This window comes from Savagea faecisuis, assembly GCF_042675605.1.
In the GTDB taxonomy this organism is placed as follows: domain Bacteria; phylum Bacillota; class Bacilli; order Bacillales_A; family Planococcaceae; genus Savagea; species Savagea faecisuis.
In genome coordinates this window covers 1-17,822 of sequence record NZ_JBHTJF010000014.1, presented here as the reverse complement: position 1 = coordinate 17,822, position 17,822 = coordinate 1, and the positions used below count along the sequence as shown (strand labels likewise).

17 protein-coding genes, 1 pseudogene and 2 CRISPR repeat arrays (1 of these 20 running past the window's edge) are annotated in these 17,822 nt (G+C 40.9%); of the genes and pseudogenes, 13 read left to right on the top strand and 5 right to left on the bottom strand.

Annotated elements, in window-relative coordinates; genetic code table 11:
* A CRISPR array of direct repeats spans positions 1-22; the repeat unit is 33 nt; it reaches 1,093 nt to the left of the window's first position.
* A gap of 216 nt (positions 23-238) precedes the next feature.
* Positions 239-865, top strand: a complete 627-nt coding sequence (locus ACFQ0V_RS03260; RefSeq protein ID WP_381009616.1) for an ABC transporter ATP-binding protein — start codon at positions 239-241, stop codon at positions 863-865.
* Positions 849-1,643: an ABC transporter permease gene (locus tag ACFQ0V_RS03255; RefSeq protein WP_381009613.1), complete on the top strand. Its 795-nt coding sequence runs from the start codon at positions 849-851 to the stop codon at positions 1,641-1,643. Before ACFQ0V_RS03260 ends, ACFQ0V_RS03255 begins: the two co-directional genes overlap by 17 nt.
* A gap of 262 nt (positions 1,644-1,905) precedes the next feature.
* Here ACFQ0V_RS03255 and ACFQ0V_RS03250 read toward each other — a convergent pair whose 3' ends face one another.
* From ACFQ0V_RS03250 to ACFQ0V_RS03240, 3 genes are read right to left on the bottom strand one after another with little or no spacing between them, the layout of a single operon-like run.
* Positions 1,906-2,304 carry a hypothetical protein gene (locus ACFQ0V_RS03250; RefSeq protein ID WP_381009610.1) on the bottom strand — a complete coding sequence of 133 codons (399 nt, stop codon included), beginning with the start codon at positions 2,302-2,304 and terminating at the stop codon, positions 1,906-1,908.
* Positions 2,298-2,606, bottom strand: a complete 309-nt coding sequence (locus ACFQ0V_RS03245; protein ID WP_381009607.1) for a hypothetical protein — start codon at positions 2,604-2,606, stop codon at positions 2,298-2,300. Before ACFQ0V_RS03245 ends, ACFQ0V_RS03250 begins: the two co-directional genes overlap by 7 nt.
* Positions 2,607-2,639: 33 nt before the next feature.
* Complete coding sequence (locus ACFQ0V_RS03240; protein ID WP_381009604.1) at positions 2,640-3,194, bottom strand: hypothetical protein; 555 nt, start codon at positions 3,192-3,194, stop codon at positions 2,640-2,642.
* Between the two features lie 227 nt (positions 3,195-3,421).
* Between ACFQ0V_RS03240 and ACFQ0V_RS03235 the strand changes: the two genes are divergently transcribed.
* From ACFQ0V_RS03235 to ACFQ0V_RS13270, 4 genes and pseudogenes are all read left to right on the top strand, one after another.
* Positions 3,422-4,378, top strand: coding sequence for an MBL fold metallo-hydrolase (locus ACFQ0V_RS03235; protein WP_381009602.1), 957 nt, complete (start codon positions 3,422-3,424; stop codon positions 4,376-4,378).
* A 231-nt stretch (positions 4,379-4,609) separates the two neighbouring features.
* Positions 4,610-5,183: direct repeats of the CRISPR family, unit length 33 nt; unit sequence GTCTCCCTCTGTATAGAGGGAGTGGATTGAAAT.
* Positions 5,184-5,287: 104 nt separating this feature from the next.
* Positions 5,288-5,452, top strand: coding sequence for a Fe3+ hydroxamate ABC transporter substrate-binding protein (locus tag ACFQ0V_RS03230; protein WP_381009599.1), 165 nt, complete (start codon positions 5,288-5,290; stop codon positions 5,450-5,452).
* 161 nt (positions 5,453-5,613) lie between these two features.
* The gene (locus tag ACFQ0V_RS03225) at positions 5,614-5,838 is read left to right on the top strand and encodes a hypothetical protein (RefSeq protein WP_381009596.1); all 225 of its coding nucleotides are present in this window, start codon (positions 5,614-5,616) and stop codon (positions 5,836-5,838) included.
* 20 nt (positions 5,839-5,858) lie between these two features.
* Positions 5,859-5,933: pseudogene (locus ACFQ0V_RS13270) on the top strand (protein rep); the annotation flags it as partial.
* 222 nt (positions 5,934-6,155) lie between these two features.
* On the opposite strand, the gene ACFQ0V_RS03220 reads toward ACFQ0V_RS13270, so the two are convergent.
* Together ACFQ0V_RS03220 and ACFQ0V_RS03215 are read right to left on the bottom strand one after the other, a co-directional pair.
* Positions 6,156-7,040 carry a hypothetical protein gene (locus ACFQ0V_RS03220; RefSeq protein WP_381009593.1) on the bottom strand — a complete coding sequence of 295 codons (885 nt, stop codon included), beginning with the start codon at positions 7,038-7,040 and terminating at the stop codon, positions 6,156-6,158.
* 84 nt (positions 7,041-7,124) lie between these two features.
* Positions 7,125-8,075: a WG repeat-containing protein gene (locus ACFQ0V_RS03215; protein ID WP_381009590.1), complete on the bottom strand. Its 951-nt coding sequence runs from the start codon at positions 8,073-8,075 to the stop codon at positions 7,125-7,127.
* 523 nt (positions 8,076-8,598) lie between these two features.
* Between ACFQ0V_RS03215 and ACFQ0V_RS03210 the strand changes: the two genes are divergently transcribed.
* From ACFQ0V_RS03210 to ACFQ0V_RS03180, 7 genes are all read left to right on the top strand, one after another.
* Positions 8,599-9,438, top strand: a complete 840-nt coding sequence (locus ACFQ0V_RS03210) for a PHP domain-containing protein (RefSeq protein WP_381009587.1) — start codon at positions 8,599-8,601, stop codon at positions 9,436-9,438.
* The gene (locus ACFQ0V_RS03205) at positions 9,428-10,225 is read left to right on the top strand and encodes a sugar phosphate isomerase/epimerase family protein (protein ID WP_381009584.1); all 798 of its coding nucleotides are present in this window, start codon (positions 9,428-9,430) and stop codon (positions 10,223-10,225) included. Before ACFQ0V_RS03210 ends, ACFQ0V_RS03205 begins: the two co-directional genes overlap by 11 nt.
* Positions 10,222-11,025: a 5'/3'-nucleotidase SurE gene (gene surE / locus ACFQ0V_RS03200; protein WP_381009581.1), complete on the top strand. Its 804-nt coding sequence runs from the start codon at positions 10,222-10,224 to the stop codon at positions 11,023-11,025. Before ACFQ0V_RS03205 ends, surE begins: the two co-directional genes overlap by 4 nt.
* 1 nt (position 11,026) lies before the next feature.
* Positions 11,027-12,049 carry an ABC transporter substrate-binding protein gene (locus tag ACFQ0V_RS03195; protein WP_381009579.1) on the top strand — a complete coding sequence of 341 codons (1,023 nt, stop codon included), beginning with the start codon at positions 11,027-11,029 and terminating at the stop codon, positions 12,047-12,049.
* A 58-nt stretch (positions 12,050-12,107) separates the two neighbouring features.
* Positions 12,108-13,799 (top strand): ABC transporter permease, encoded by a 1,692-nt coding sequence (locus ACFQ0V_RS03190; RefSeq protein WP_381009576.1) that lies wholly within the window; start codon positions 12,108-12,110, stop codon positions 13,797-13,799.
* The gene (locus tag ACFQ0V_RS03185; RefSeq protein WP_381009573.1) at positions 13,796-14,881 is read left to right on the top strand and encodes an ABC transporter ATP-binding protein; all 1,086 of its coding nucleotides are present in this window, start codon (positions 13,796-13,798) and stop codon (positions 14,879-14,881) included. The genes ACFQ0V_RS03190 and ACFQ0V_RS03185 overlap by 4 nt, the downstream gene beginning before the upstream one ends.
* 181 nt (positions 14,882-15,062) lie before the next feature.
* The gene (locus ACFQ0V_RS03180) at positions 15,063-16,721 is read left to right on the top strand and encodes an S-layer homology domain-containing protein (protein WP_381009570.1); all 1,659 of its coding nucleotides are present in this window, start codon (positions 15,063-15,065) and stop codon (positions 16,719-16,721) included.
* Positions 16,722-17,822: the final 1,101 nt, after the last annotated feature.

Genomic DNA, 17,822 nt, shown 5'->3' with positions numbered 1-17,822 from the left:
TATGGAGGGAGTGGATTGAAATTGCTGCATCATACATTGCAACAGCAGCAGACGAGTCTCCCTCTGTATGGAGGGAGTGGCAAATTAGAATACGATCATCTAAACGAGAAAAAGTTGGAATGGCGCATTTGCTATTTCAACTTTTTTCTTATCGAGAATCATTGAAATTGCGCATTCTTTCACCGAAGTTGTGTAAAATAAGAGAAATCGGGTACAGAATAGGAGAAAGGATGAGGATATGTTTGAACTACAAAATATTCGCTTTTTAAACGTGTTGCACGTCCCCACTTTGACGATCCACGAAGGAGACATTACATGTATCGTCGGGGAAAGTGGAGCGGGGAAGTCGACGCTTGCGAAATTGCTCAATAAAATGAATAGCCCAACCGAAGGAACGATTACATATAAAGGCCGAGACCTTAAAGAAATGGACGCGGTCACGTTACGTCGCGACGTTGTCATGTTGTCGCAAACACCGCTCATCGTAGAAGGAACGATCCGTGATAATTTGCAGCTCGGTTTACACTATGCAGAAAAACGAGAAGCGACAGAAGAAGAAATGATGCGTGTGCTACAAGAGATGAAACTGACTCAATCATTAGAAGATGATGTGGCGACATTGTCGGGAGGCGAAAAACAACGGATTGCACTCGCACGGGTCGCTCTTATGAATCCATCCGTCCTCATATTAGATGAGCCGACGTCTGCGTTAGACGATCATACGGAAGAAGACGTGATGCGACAATTTTTGCGCAATGCGAAACAAGCCGGACAAACGATCATCATCATCACGCATTCGAAATCACTCGCTGAAGAAGTGAGCGACCGGATCATTACGGTGAAAGCGGGTGAAATCATTGATTGATATTGAATTTTGGCGTCTCGTGAGCGCATACGTATTCGTTCTATTTGTGCTGCTCATTTTTCAATGGCGTGGCATCTCACGCAAAATGCAATTAACCGTTGCCACATTGCGCATGACGATTCAGCTCGTCATTGCAGGGTACGTCCTTGCGTACATTTTTGACAATCCGAATGCTTGGCTCGTCGTCGGCATCGTGCTCGCAATGGAAGTGTTTGCGATATACAACATATATAAGCGCGTCCCTTACGCTATGCCGAAAGCGTTAAAACGCGTCATCGCTAGTTCGATGTTTGCCGGTTCGATTGTAGCACTTCTTTATTTCAACCTCGTCGTCTTAAACGTTTCGCCTTGGTTCGATCCGCGTTACGTCATACCGATTGCGGGCATGATGGTCGGCAATGCGATGACAGGTGTGACACTCGGCATCCAGTCGTTACTCGACAATATGTCGAACAATCGAGACAAAGTCGAAGCCGCTCTCATGCTAGGCGCGACACCAAAACAAGCCGTCAAACGCTACGTCGACCGAGCTTTCGACTCCGCCGTCCTCCCAACGATCAACAATATGGTCGGAATGGGGATCGTCTTCCTTCCTGGCATGATGACAGGGCAGATCCTAGCAGGTCTCAGTCCAGTGACAGCGATACAGTACCAATTGGCTATTATGCTCGGGATACTAGGTGGTGTCGCAATGAGCGTCATCCTATTCACACAACTGGCTTACAAGACTTTCTTTGAGGATGCTCAGCTGAAACCAAGACTGAAAGAAAGGAAATAAAAAGTAAAAAGACCTATAAAATCATGTGTCAAAAACTACGGAAAAATCATCGAGAAACCGAAAATAATAGATAATGTGTCAAAGTGCCAAATTTTTGACACGTGATTTTTAAAAAGCCCACATAAAGCCCACATTTATTTTTAAAAAGACAATAACAGTTTTAAAATAAGAAAGAAGCAAACTCATAGGAATTTGCTTCTTTCTTTGTTTTTGATTGCATTCGTATTTATATATTTTCTTGTAGAAATAGGATGTTGTGCATTTAACTAATTTTAGATTTGATTTCTTGTGAAAAAGCATCAAAATTAATTGCTTTTAGATTTAAATCTGAAAAAGTACCAATCATACTTAAGTGGTTCTTTATGTGAGGGATTACTTGTAAGATAACGCTATGAATATTACTTTCATCGAGTTCATTTTCATGCCAAACGAAAGCATTTATTAAGCTTTCATAACTGTAGGCAGGCTCTTCCTCGTCAGTTAGTTGATCCGAATGCAAACTGAAGTAGAGTTGCACTAATGTCTGATTTAAGTTTTCAGCATGAGGAAAAACTTCATATTTGATATGAAATTTTCCTGTGCCAGGATCAGTAAGCCCAGGCATAGAAGAAAAGAAGCATTCATTAATTTTCACATCTTCTAAAAGAACTGAATTTAGCATGTCTGAAACTCTCCTTTTATATGGTTAAGAGTAGATTTACTGCTCAAATCAAAAGACCAGTTTTTATTTACATGTCTAGAAGTTCTCCTTTTCGATTGTGTCATGTAGAATCCTATTTCAAGAAAGTTTGTTGATTGTGAAGGGTTTTTACTAGAATACTTGCTGTCTACATTACCATTAGGATAGTCATTTCCTGTTTCACTTTCGATATCTCCAAAAATTTGAATTTCAAGTAAATTTAAATCGACTGTTTTCGCTAATTCTTCTGGTGGAGGTAAGAGGTCAAAAAGATTTATTTTCATTTGTATTCCCTCCCAATTTAATTTCTTTTTTAATTAAGGTTTAGCTAATTTAATATTTTTAATGATACTTTTTTGCCGTATACATAGTTCGATTCCGTTCGGTATTTTAGAAGCGTGAAAGTTTATACCCTTCTCAAACTTAGTATAACTGGGAGCACGGACAGCTGCAATTTTATTATTCGGATTTCTTTTTTCTGATTCTGCGATTAAGAGTTCGATAATGTAACCATCTAGAGTGACTGTCCGTTTTCCCTTATCCTTTTTAGCGCGTTCCTCAATCCTCTTTAAATCGAGACTCTCTCTAAATCTTGAAATATACTCTATATTTTTCGGATCTTGTAAATCTAAAACAGGATAGTTTTCTATAAGTTCTAGGATCAAGGTACAATGATGAGGAGCGAATCTTTTTCTTGCAAAATTAATAGAATTCTTGAGCTTTTTATCGCAAATAAATGCATAAATCCCAGCACCTAAATCTCCAGGCATCGACTGTTTTTCTTCACTATTTACATCATAAGTTTTTAAAAAAAATCCATTTTTTAAAATAGAAGTAGCATTGCTATATTTTGTTCCGTGGTATGCCAGCATAAAGAGCACTCCTTTATTTGTATACACTAGCAACGAGGTGATAGGTGAAGCTTAATACATATATTATCATTTTCTGAATAAATGATAAAGATAAGTCTTTTTTGTTATCATTTTTACAAACTCCCTAAATATGTTCGTTATGAAATGTGACGATTTTGCGTTTTTTCTTGTCTTTTTTCTCATTTACGTTTTGTTTGAGGTGGAGCGGGTATGGAGAGGGAGATTGGATGAGAAAGAGACGATGGTTTGTGTTTACGTTACTCGTCGCGTTGTTTGCGTTAGTCGCTTGTTCGAATAACGAACAAAAAGAAGTGAAGGAAGATGAGAAAGCCGAGGATACGCCAGCTGTGGAGGAGAAAGTTTCTGAAGCAGCGGAAGGGTATACGGAGACGAAAGGGCAATCAGTTACGTATTACACGATGGATCCAGATGATGTGTTTGGGTCGACGGCAACGATTATCGAAAAAGACGGGAAAGGGATTTTGGTCGATACTCAGTTTTCAAAAGAAGACGCTGCGCACATTTTGAAAGTGGCGGAAGAGAAAGGCGTCGAGATCGAAACGATTTACATTTCGTACAGTGACCCTGATTTTTATTTCGGCACGAATGAAATCGTGAAAAAGTTCCCCGATGCGAAAGTAGTAGCGACTCCTGCGACGATTGAGCATATTCAAAATACGTACGAAGCGAAATTAGCGGTGTGGGCGGATACGTTGAAAGACGGCGCGCCTGATGAAATCGTCATACCTGAAGTAGTGGAAGATGCGATCGTGTTAGGGGATACGACGTTCACAATTTTTGGAGACGACCTTGAAAAACAGACGCTTTATAACGAAGCGGACGATTTATTCCTCGGGGGTATTTTAGTATCGACGGGAAGCCATTTATTTATGGCAGATACGAAGACAATCGAGAGCCAACAACAATGGGTGAAAGATTTGGAACAGCTGGAACAAGCGAATCCGAAAGTCGTCATCCCGGGCCATTTTGAAAAAGGAAATGCGTTCCAACCAGATAACATCACATTTACAAAAGAATACATTCAAGCCTTTATCCAGGCCGAACAAGAAACCGAAACGAGTGCGGAGTTAGTAGAAAAAATGAAAGAAGCGTATCCTGATTTAGAGGAAGGCAACTTAGAAATGAGCGCACAAGTCGTCAAAGGCGAAATGGAATGGGAATAACGAACTTCAACCTCTACATTGTGATATGTAGAGGTTTTTTGTAGGGAAAATGAGCAAAAGTGAACCAAGTCTAATGCGCGAACCTGAAGTGCCCATAAAAAACTAAGGACCTTCGCACAGAAAATCGCCTGATTTACGAAGTTTTCATGAAGTTCCAAACGTTACTTGCAAGAAAAAGGGAAATGAGGCACAATATGTAGGAATAGAGGGATTCAAACACAATCCCTCGCAGTCTCCCTCTGTATAGAGGGAGTGGATTGAAATATCGACGATCCTCATTGCATCGCTTGTGGATGGCGGTCTCCCTCTGTATAGAGGGAGTGGATTGAAATAACTAAAAATTTGTAGTTGTCCAATTTATCGCTGTCTCCCTCTGTATAGAGGGAGTGGATTGAAATTTTAATCTCTTCGGAATGGTCCTTTCGAGAATTTGTCTCCCTCTGTATAGAGGGAGTGGATTGAAATAGGCCTGGAACTGTCGTCACGATTTGCGACGGGGAGTCTCCCTCTGTATATAGGGAGTGGATTGAAATTATATACCATCTAAACGACCTGGATCATTACGTTAGTCTCCCTCTGTATAGAGGGAGTGGATTGAAATCACTCGTTTTGCGCCTGCCTGCTTCATCCGATGCACGTCTCCCTCTGTATAGAGGGAGTGGATTGAAATCAGTCGTCATTGTCTAACCCTCCTCTATATGTTGGTCTCCCTCTGTATAGAGGGAGTGGATTGAAATAGCAGAAGAAGTTTTAGACACAATTTTTGACGAAGGTCTCCCTCTGTATAGAGGGAGTGGATTGAAATACGATGCGTTAGGAGCGCGTCGTGAAGTCTTTTTGTCTCCCTCTGCATAGAGGAAGTTTGAAAATACTAGTTTAAAAGTTAACATTTAAAAAGGAGTGATTTTAATGATTAAACGTAATTTATATTGTTCTGTTTGCGGAAGAGAAGTAGAAGGCGATGAAGAAATTTATGCAAAGATGAAAGCCCCAGAAAAAACGGCTATGGTAGAAATTAAAGCATATTTGAAAAAAAACAGTGAAATCATTTGTAAAGATTGTTATGAAAAATAATTAATGAAATATTGATCAGGCTTTTTCAAACTCAAGAAAATAATCGAAGAGAATATGAATTAGAATTAGAAAGGAGACATAATAATGTATGGATGGACGTTTCTCTCAACAAAAAATAAAAGAGATTCTTTGAGGTGTTTTTTACTCAGGAGGTGAATTTTATGCTTAAAAGAAAAGGTAGTGAACTTAAAAATCGTTATTTTTTTATTGTGAATCCATTAATCAATATAGTTATTGGGCTGTTAGGTTTAATTGTTTTTTTAAATTCGATGAAAAATGTAGTCAGTATATTTACCGCTAAGAGCCCGGTCCCAAAAATACTTTCTCAATCTGAAGTGGAAGCTTTGCTTTTTAATAGTGAAGGTGAAAATAAAGGAAATGTGTAGCAAGTACGGTATTTTAGAAAATTGTAAAAGGCTATGCTAGAAAACTAGAAATCACCTACAACGAAGAACGTGATGATTATCACCCACACTTTCATTGGAACGTTTATCGCATCAAGAAAACAGGTTGAGACAAAACCTCTGAAAATCCTCAAAACGCATGAAATCAAAAGCTAAAACCTTGATTTCATGCGTTTTCTATTACATTTCGACTTATGCTCTAGTCTCTTTCTTGTAGGGAAATGAGCAAAAGTGAACTAAAGCGCGAACTCGAAATACCTCTAAAAACTTTGATACATTTTTCACTTATGACTTACTCATCAATGTTCGATTGTCATGTTGTGTAAAATTTGTCCGACTACGATTGGATCGCCATCGGGTACTTCACGTGTTGTGACAGTTTGTAATACTTGTTCTGTTGCTCGCTTCATCGATGCTTCATTATCTTGATGCCAATGAGAAGGTACATCGTATAAGTTAACTGTTCCATCCTCGTTACTACTGTAGATTACCATGTCATGCCCCGTTATTTCTCCTGTTAAGACGACGACTTTTTCTGGGTAGACGAGTCGACTATCTTCAATATATGGGTTAATGTATGTTCCCGCTTCGTAAAAAGATACCGTGAGACGGGGTGGGGTGTCTGATTTTCCGTAGTCGTGCCACATGCGCGCGTATTCGATTTCTTCGTTCGTATAGTTTGGAAACAGTGTCATATCACTATTTGTTTCCGCTTCATTTGTTTCTGCTTGTCTCCATTCTTCTAATAAGTCGTGCCCTTGTCCTTGCGCCGTTTCAAGTGTTGTTTGAATTACGTCGATATTGAAGTAATCATCGAGCGATGGCATGTATGGGAGTTGAGTGTGAATCGTCTCAGGTGCTGTCTTGACGTACGTCGTGCCAAACATTTCGAATGTTTCATCCGTCACATTTGAAAATGTAATATGAGTCTCGTCTGTCAACTGGAAATCCCACTCATCGTCTGTGATTACACTTACTGATTCGATTGGGGCATATGCATAAGCATCGACACTGATGATTCCGCAGATGAGTGCCTCTTCGGTCAATTGACAAACCGTTAGACCGTCTCGTTCTTGATAGTAGCCTGTGAGTGGTTGTAAGCTTACTTCATTTGTTTGTAAATCTTCTTCTTGTATCACTTCTTGTTGTTCTACTTCTGGCGCAACTTGATCTTGTTGCGCCACCTCTTTATCACTACAAGCGGCTAAGGTAAGTACGATTCATAATGTCATCCATTTCATCCATGTTTTTTTCATCATTCATTCCTCCTATTGTTCTTCCGTATAGCGTACGAGAGCACGACCTTTTTGGAAGGCGTTAATATGTTGGTATTGCTTAGTCAATCGTCGTAATTTTCTTTCCACTTTTTGAGGTGTGATAATTTGATCGTGTTGATCGATGTAGAATTCACTTTGACCATTCGGAGCGAGTGGATTGAATGCTTTCAACTTTGCGTATCCGAGATGGTTGAACGGGTTTACTTCTTCGTAAATATTCGGAATGACTTCTTCCCCTCGGTCATTTAAGTATCCCCACAGTCCGTCGAGTAAGAACGGGTGGAGGTGACTGTAAGGGTAGAGCCGAATGTTGTCATACGAACGAGTAATGATATTGCCCGCTGCATCGATTAACACATGTCTCCCTTTCGAGTTGAATACAGCCGCTCGTCCTCCTTCTTTAAAGTGGAGTAAGATGTTCCCTTTTTTCATCGCAAGAACGATGCGACTATAATTGTCCATGAACACGTGACGGCCACTCGAGTCGACAACTTTTGCCAAACCACAATCTGCGAATTCACTAGCGTAGAGAAACTTCTCATTAATAGCCGGATAGCCGTCTGGCGTAATGTAGTAATAGACGCCACCATTAGAGACAGCCGCGAGTCCGAACTTGAACGGCGTCCCTGTATCGAAGCGAGGGGGAATGACGTATTCTCCTTCACGATTAATATATCCTCCTTTGCCTCCTTTTTCTTCTACGACGAAAGCGAGTCCATTTTCTGAGAATGGATATGCTTTGGCGAAGCGGAACGGAATAACGAGGTTGCCGAACTGATTCACATAACCAAATCGTCCCTCTCGCTTTACCTGTGTTAAACCATAACTTGGAAAGTACATACGGTCAACGTCCAACTGAGGTTGAAACTCGATCTGTCCTCGTTCGTTAATTAATGCGATCGTTTCGTCATTTCGGTCAATCCAAGATTGTTGTTTCATCATAGTATCCTCTCCTTTGTTTCGTTCTATCTTCAGTATATAAAATCGAATGGGTCACACATGCCCCAAAAGAGGAAGGGGTGAAAATTAAATGTAAAGAACAGCATAAATGAAAAAAAGATGCGATCAAAGTGCGTAACGTTTGATTGCATCTCTTCCGTTTTTGACATACTAGACGATATCCTGTCACCACACTGAAAGTCGCGACATTCCATGCGTTTTTTGCTTTTTCACGTTTTATTCTTTTGTCTGCCCTTTTAGAAGAGTGTCGTATGTCTTCATCATGTATAGGTTCGATTTAACCTTTCCTTACGAACTTTTTTACTTCTCGATATACGTCATGAATTCCTTATATGACGAAAGGTTTTACCGTTTGTAAAGCACTCATGAACGACGTGTGAAATACGTGTAAAATAACGGAAATGGAAAAGAAGAAAAATATTCATAGTTTTACATGACCTTTATAAAACTATGATATGTCCTCAATATGTGCGCTTTAAGATAGAGGGGAAAGGAAGGAGATGTTATGAAAATCGATTTACATATGCATACGATTCATTCAGATGGACAAGATACGATTTCAGAACTAGCAGAGCGTGTGCGCCATGCGGGAGTGACACATGTGTCGATTACCGATCACGATACGGTAGCGGCGTATGATGATCCGGAATTAGACGCATTACAAGCGGTTGCCGATGTTATTCCAGGCATCGAAATTAATTCGGAAGGACCTCAAGGAGAGTTACATATTTTAGGGTATGGCATCGATGTCGATCATGCGGATCTCCGTGCGTATTGTGATTGGAGAAAAGAGACGAGAATTACATGGAGTCAAGACATTGTGGACCGTCTTCAAAGACTCGGTTTTGCGATTGAGTGGGAACGGTGTATGGAGCGGGCGACGGGAGGGATTATTGTGCGCACGCATATCGCAGAAGAACTAGCGCTTCATTATCCAGAATATACAGCGAAACAGCTGTATGACACATTTTTAGTGAAAGGAAAATCCGCATATGTCGAGCGCCCTCCATACGATTCAGAGCAAGCGATCCGATTAATCCAACGAGCAGGAGGCATCGCTTTATTAGCCCATCCTGGTTTGTACGCGCAGCATTGGTCGTGGGAACAATTGAAAGAAGAAGGCATTGAAGGTGTCGAAGCCTTCCATAGTCGTCACACGATTAAAATGACGAACACGTGGTTAAAACGTGCAAAAGAGGACGGGTTATATGTTTCGGTCGGTAGTGATTATCACGGAGAACATTCACGCAATCCGTATTTGCCAGGAAGTGTTCTTTATGATGAAGCGAGTGTACATCCATTCATGACCTCTTTATTAGAAAGGAAGCGTGGACATGTTATATAGTTCTTCGACATTGTTTTGGGGACGATCTATTTTAGAGATGGCGAAAGCATTAGAAACGTATCATCTTACGGGCATTGAGTTTTGGTATGAGCAAGCCCAATATTTTAACCTTTCCCCGAAGGAAATCGCGGATGTATTTTCTTCTTATAGTCAAGCACGGACTGTGCATGCGGCGAGTTGGGATTTAAATCTTTCGTCGATCAACCGAGGAGTGCGTCAACAATCGCTAGAAGAAATCGAGAAATCTTTACACTTTGCGAAATTACTACAGGCGGACGATGTGACGATTCATCCAGGTCGACATTCTTCAATTTCATTGCTGGATGATTGGCACAGAGAACAAATGCTGTACAGTGTGGAAGCGATTGATCAATTGGCCCAACAGTATGAAATGCCTGTTTCTTTTGAATTGATGGAGCCGATTCGGAAAGAAATGTATACGACACCCACACAATTAAATGCGTTACTTGAAGCGTGTTCGGATTGGGTGTATACGACGTATGATGTGGCACACAGTAGTTTAGGAGAAGAGCCAGAAAGAGCATTAATTCAATTGGAACGCGTGAATAAAATTCATATGAGCGATGCGACACCGTTAGCCTTTCATGTTCCGGTTGGACAAGGCGAGATTCAATGGTCGAGACTGATGCCGTACATTTTAAATAAAAAGGTTCCGCTCATTTTAGAAGGATTTGACGTGTCGGAAGATGAACAATTTTTACGTGCGCATCTTGCGGGACTTCACCGCTTAGAGCAGATGAGCGAGAGGAGAGAACAATCGGTATGAAGACTTTTTTAGTGACGAATGATGATGGAATTTTTGCGCCTGGCCTTCTCGCTTTCGTCGATGTGTTACAACATTTTGGAAAAGTGTACGTCATCGCTCCGGATAAAGAGCGAAGTGCGATTAGTCAATCCATCACCTTACGTCAACCGATCGAAGCGAAAGAATCGAATGTGTTTGGGCGTAATGTACAAGCTTGGAGCATTAACGGAACACCGACAGATGCGATTAAATTAGGTTGCGATGTGTTAATTACTTCGCCGATTGATGTCGTATTTTCTGGCATGAATCTTGGAGCGAATGTTGGACGTGATTTGTTTTATTCAGGAACGGTAAGCGGCGCGAGGGAAGCGATTAGTTATGACATTCCGGCTGTTGCCGTTTCGTATGATGAATACGATATCGAAACGGTCGATTTTCAACGGGCGACGAAGCGGATGTATGAATGGTTGTCGCTTTTTTTAGAAGACGTCGTCGCAAGTCGTCATTTATGGAATGTGAATATTCCAGCGAGCGATGATGAACAGTATCGAGGGATGCGATGGGCGACGATTGATTTAGACATTCAGCGCTATCGCCATATGGTTTCGAAAGGACCTCATCAACGTACGATTTATTGGTTGACGGATTACCGTCAAGATGTGCAATCGCTCGATGAACAAAGTGATTTTTATTTATTGAATGCGCATTTTTTAACGACGAGTACATGGCACCCCCTCCGCTTACATTATGAAGTGGAAGCGAAGCAACAATGGTTAGAAAAAATGGAACACCATGCGTTAATCAAACGAGGAGGATATTAAAATGAAAAAAATGTGGATGGCGCTGATCGTAGCGATGATGACTTTTGTCGTAGCATGTGGAGCAAATGACGAAAAAGAACCGACGGAGCAGACAGAAGGAGAAGAACAAGTGAGTGGTACGATTCAATTTTACACTTCTCAACCAGATAGTGACGCGGAAGCATTAGTGAAAGCGTTCAAAGAAAAGTATCCAGACATCGATGTGCAAACATTCCGTTCAGGCACAGAAGAAGTCATCGGTAAAGTTTTAGCTGAAAAAGAAGCAGGAGCTGTACAAGCAGATGTTTTACTTGTAGCTGATGCAGTCACGTTCGAACGATTGAAAGAAGAAGATTTACTACAGGCTTATGAATCAAAAGAAATGGCAGAAATTCCAGAAGCCTTTATCGATTCAGACTTTATGTATGCAGGGACGAAAGCGATGGCGACGGTGATCGCAACGAATCATGATGTCGCTTCAAATATGCCGACAAAATGGGCAGATTTGTTGAAAGAGAGTGAAAAAGGACAAGCTGTTATGCCGAGTCCGCTTTACTCAGGTGCTGCTGCGTATAACGTTGGAGTTTTTACACGTCAATCTCTCGGTTGGGAAATGTTTGAACAGTTAAAACAAAACGATTTAATGGTCGTACAAGGAAATGGAGCGGCATTGAAAGAAGTGCAAAGCGGTCAACGTGCTCATGCGCTCGTTGTAGATTTCATCGTAGCACGTGCCATTCAAGAAGGTTCTCCACTTACGTTAACGTATCCTGAAGAAGGTGTACCTGTTATCACAGAGCCGATCGCATTAATGAAAGATGCGAAAAATGAAGAAGCTGCCAAACACTTTATCGATTTCGTATTATCAAAAGAAGGACAAGAATTAGCACGTTCTTTAGGTTACACGCCAATTCGTGAAGACTTGGAAGCGCCAGAAGGATTAAAAAGCATTCAAGACATGAATGTGATGGAAGCCGATTTGAAACAATTGGTACAAGATCGAGAAGAAGATAAACGTCAGTTTTCACAATTGTTTGGCGAATAAGCAAAAACGGAGATAGGGAGAGATCGTCACCTATCTCTTTTTTCTAAGGAGGATGTCGATGTCGACGATGGCGATGAAAGGAAAAGGAGAGGTGCGATTACGAGAGCGCTTTATCTCCTCGAATCAATGGTTTACGCTGAGTGCTATTTTATTTATTTTCATTTTATTTGTCTGGCCTTTCGTACGATTAATTTGGATGAGTGTCACAGCGGACGGTTCATTGACGCTTGCGCATTTCAGTCAAATTTTTCAAGATGCTCAATTTTGGAAAATGTTTCGACGTACATTGTGGATTGTCGTTTGGGCAACGCTCGGTGCATTACTACTCGGTTTCGTTTACGCTTATGTAATTGCCTATACGGACGTGCGTGGAAAAAAGGTGATGCAACTGTTGTTAATGATGCCGTTCATCGTCCCTTCTTACATTTTGACAATCGGTTGGACGCAGTTTGCTCAACTTTTTCAAATTAACTTGTACAGTATCGGCGGTATTATTTTCGTATTAATGATCAGTCATTTCCCCCTCGTTTTTTTATTTACGCTAACGATGTTACAACGTATCCCTTTAGAGTTAGAACAAGCGGTACGTGTATCCGGCGGTAATCAATGGACGGTATTAAAACAAGTCACGTTTCCACTCGCTTTGCCAGGATTAGTAGGAGGTGGATTACTCGCCTTTTTAACGAATTTAGATAACTTCGGAATTCCTGCTTTTCTTGGAATTCCTGCGCATATTACAGTCTTGAGCACAGCGATTTATCAAGAAGTGGTCGGGTTTGGTCCAGGCGCATTTAGTCGAGCCGCCGCGTTATCTGCGATTCTCGCTGTGATCGCTTTAGTCGGCTACACGTTGCAAAATCTCATTTTAAAAAATAAGCAACATATTTCGGAGACGGCACCCGTCGTTACGACACCGCGTATTCCATTAGGGAAAAAGAAAATTTACGTAGAACTTATATTGTGGAGCAGTGTTCTTTTACTGACGATTGTCCCGCTTCTCGTTTTAGTTAAAACATCGGTAATTAAAGTGTACGGACTTCCGTTCCGTTTTGAAAATTTAACGTTGAGCCATTATCAATTTTTACTCCAGGATACGGATAAAGTGTGGAACAGTTTACAAACGAGCGGTATGTTTGCTGTCATTACGGTCGCACTCACAATCATCATCGGTACAGCGCTCGCTTACGTTCGATCTCGTTCGAATACGTTGACGAGTCGGTGGATGGAAGGGATGATTACGATTCCTTACGCACTTCCTGGTATCGTATTGGCTTTGTCGATGATTTTAGCATGGATGGAACCCTTGCCTGGGTGGAACCCAAACATATACGGAACAGGAAAAATTTTAATTCTCGCTTACTTTACACGCTTCCTCATTTTACAAGTGAAAGGGAGTGCGGTGGCATTTGCGCAAGTGAGTGTTGATTTAGAAGAAGCGGCACAAGTGAGCGGTGCTTCGCCATTTGCGAAATGGAAGGAAATTTTGTGGCCGTTAGTGGCGACAGGAGTAAGTATCGGGGCCTTATTTGTCGCCTTGACGACGTTTACGGAATTGACCGTATCTTCTCTTTTATGGTCGAGTGGAACAGAAACCGTTGGCGTTATGATTTTTAACTACGAACAAGCCGGATATACGACTTATTCGACGGCATTTTCTGTCATCGTTCTTAGTTTAATGGCAAGTGTTGCTTTGTTCGTGGCACTATTACTTCGGATGAAAAATAAAAAACGAGGAGGAATGATTCGATGATTCAACTGCAACGCGTTACGAAAAAATTTGGCGAAACGACGGCACTTCGAGACATTGACTTAACAATTGAGGAGGGCGAGTTTGTCGCAATTGTTGGGCCGAGTGGATGCGGAAAGACGACACTTCTTCGTTTGCTGGCAGGTTTCACTTCACCGACTTCTGGAGAAATTCGGATGGGCGAGACAATCCTCGCAAATGCTTCAAAGGTCGTCCCGCCAGAAAAAAGAGATATCGGACTTGTCTTTCAAAAATTTGCCCTTTGGCCACATATGACAGTCGCTGAACAAATCGCATTTCCTTTAAAACATCATCGCTTTTTGCATCAAAAACGAGCATTTTCATCGATGGACGCTAAAGTAGAAAGTATGTTGCAACTTGTCGGCTTATCAGGATATGAAAAGCGTATGCCTCACGAATTATCAGGAGGACAGCAACAAAGGGTCGCCATCGCGCGCGCTTTAGCAGCTTCACCTCAGTTATTATTGATGGATGAGCCGTTAAGTAGTTTAGACGCAGCGTTACGCATCGAATTGCGCGATGAAATTCAAACGATTCATCGCACGTTACAGCCATCCGTCGTCTATGTCACCCACGATCAAAGCGAAGCACTCGCCATGGCTGATAAAATCGTCGTCATGAAAGACGGACGCATCGAACAAATGGGAGACCCTACAAGCATTTATTATCATCCCGCTACCCCTTTTGTCGCGACATTTGTCGGAAAAGCGAATATTTTAAACGGTGTTTGGAGGGGGGAGCATTTTTATCCGTATGGACATCCTTCTTTTTATTGGGTTGTCCCCGACATCCCGGATGCTTTTAAAGAAGCGGGGCAATGTCCGATTCGTCCCGAGCAACTTCATTTGAAGCGGAGCGGAGAAGGACTGCGTGGAATTGTGGAAAACGTATCGTTTCAAGGGAGAGAAATGTATTACACCGTGCGAGTAGGAGAACAAAGATTAACAATTATTTCATCCGCTCCTCAAATGGCTCAAATTGATGAAGAAGTAGTTATTGAGTGGGAAGGAATATCAAATGTCGCATCCAGTAAAATGACTACTCGATCGTATGAAACAAATTGAATCGTTCAAAGATGAAAATAAAGAATCAGCCTTCTACTAGAGGAAAGTAGGAGGTTTTTTTCTATAATTTTTGCTAAAACTTAAATTTAAACGATAAAACTTCGACATATTAGGGAAATCAGTACTTTTCATATGGAAGATTTAGTATGATGAAAGGGGATAAAGGAGGAGAAGATAGAATATGTCGAAATTTATAAAGTGGTGGGTCGTATTATTTGCGATTTTGTTGCTTCCTATTTCAGTAGAAGCTTCAACATTTCAAGATGTTCATCAATATGACGATGAAATTCAGTATTTAGTCGAACGCGATATTATTAAAGGCTATTCGAATGGTACATTTAAACCGTCGCAACCGATTACGAGACTACAAGCGATGCAAATGATTTTACGTGAAAAAAAGATCACTGTTTTTGAAAATGTCGAAAACCCGAACTATAAGGACGTAAAAGAAGGTTCTTACGGTTATGAAGTCATTGCGAAAGCAACAGAACTAGGCATTATTTCAGGAAAAGTAAAAAATGGCGAACGTTATTTTGAACCACATGCTGCTGTAACACGCGCCCAAATGGCTAAAATGATGGCTCTCGCGTATGATTTGGAAACAGATCAAACGTACACGTTTACCGATGTAGCGAACGATGCTTGGGCAAAGCCATATATCGATGCTTTGACAGAGGAGCGCATCATTGCCGGATATGGAGACGGATCGTTTCGTCCGAATGCACCGATGCAACGTCAACACTTTGCGCTTTTCATGGCGCGTCATTTACATGATGATTTTAAAGTAGCGGAAAAGATGGACGATTTACTCGTTCACTTTATCGATGTCGGACAAGGCGATGCGACACTCATTCAAACGCCAACTGGTCAAAATATTTTAATCGATGCGGGAGAACATTCAGCAGGTCAAAAAGTGGTAAGCTTTTTAAAACAAAAAGATGTCGGGAAATTGGACCTTGTCATTGCGACTCATGCGCATAGCGATCATATCGGTGGAATGGCGACCGTACTCGCGAACTTCCCCGTTACGCAATTTTTAGACAGTGGAAAACCGCATACGACAGAAACGTATTACAATATGTTAGCGATGATTGATCAAAAAAACATTGCGTTTCAAGTGCCGAAAGTAGGCGACCGTTTTACATTTGGTGATTTTGCTTTAACGGTCGTTCATGTCGATTCAAAAGCAAGTAATTTAAACAATGCTTCGATTGCAGTGAAAGGAACGTACGGTGATGTCAATGTGTTGTTGACAGGCGATGCTGAACAACAAGCAGAACAATCAATGGTCGCACGTGGTGGATTGCGTAGTGATATTTACAAAGCAGGGCATCACGGATCGAACACGAGCAGCACCGCAGCACTTCTTCAAATGGTGAAACCGAAGTACGTCGTATTTTCTTACGGAGAAGGCAATTCGTACGGGCATCCACATGCGGAAGTGATCCAGCGCTTAAATTATTATAAAACGAAAAACTACTCGACTGCGACATCAGGAAACATTACATTCCGAACGAATGGCAAACAAATTCACGTGTCGGCTCAACCGTTTACAGGTACGGGAACGATCTCAAAACCAACGCCACAACCGAAGCCGACACCACCTGCACTAACACCGAACGAAAAACCAAAGCCAACACCAAAACCGGAACAACCGACGGGGCTCATCAGTATTAATCATGCGACACAGCAACAACTGGAAACAATTCCGGGCATCGGAAAAACATTATCGGCACGCATTATCGCAGGGCGTCCTTATACGAATACAACACAACTACTCCAAGTGAAACAACTAGGACCGAAAACATACGAAAAAATGAAACCGCATATTACGTTGTGAAGCGATACGAATTGCGCGATTTTTTATAAAGTTTAAAAGTGCCTCCTAATGAAGTGAAAGCTTGATGGGAGGCACTTTTGTTGTTTGAATAGGTGAACTCCATCATTTACGAACTTTTTATAAATTGTAAGAGATAGCTTGCGAGAAAAGGGGAAATAATGCACAATATGTAGGAATAGAAGAGTGAAAACCCCTCCTGAAAAATTCAAAACAGATGGAAAGTATTATTTTACATATATAGCAAAAAATCGCTTAGGTATAGAAAGGAAGAAGTTATGAAATTACTTATTATCACGATTTTATTAGTAAACATTAGTTGGTTACTTATCCACCTATACGATACTTATTACGCTGACCTTTACTCGATTGAACATTGGTTATTTGTATTTCCTATAATCTTAACTATTTTCCTCATCTTCATTTTAGTAAGTGACTCTTTTAAAGCGAAAGACAAACGTGATTAGAAATAAAAACAAGCATAAAATATAAAAGTGCCTCGTATGAAGTGAAAGCTTAATGTGAGGCGCTTTGTTATTTGAATATGTGAATTGTATCATTCACGATCTTTTATAAAGTGCAAGAGGTCACTTGAAAGAAAAAGGGAAATGAGGCACAATATGTAGTAATTGAGGGATCCAAACACACCCCCTCGTAGTCTCCCTCTACACAGAGGGAGTGGATTGAAATATCCCCATCGTGTCCGGTGTTTTTTGACCTAGATGTCTCCCTCTACATAGAGGGAGTGAATTGAAATCGCAACTTCACATTGCCTTTTACAGGACTAGCAGTTTTATTCTACATAAGCAAATAGAAACATCTATTTGACTATATTCCTCTTTTGTGGTAAAAATAGTATAAATATTACAAAAGATGAAGTGTTGAGATAAAAAAATAAATATGCTAGTCTATCTCATGTACGTTAGTCTCATCGTTCATACGATCGGTGAGGGGATTGAAATAATGTAGACGATGTATTAGAAAGGCTAGCAAATTTAAATGATAAATTTGCTAGCTTTTTAATTTTATAAATTGACCTAAATTGCAATATTAAATGCAACACTTTATGTGAAACCACTATATAAGGTTTTTATGTCAATTTGT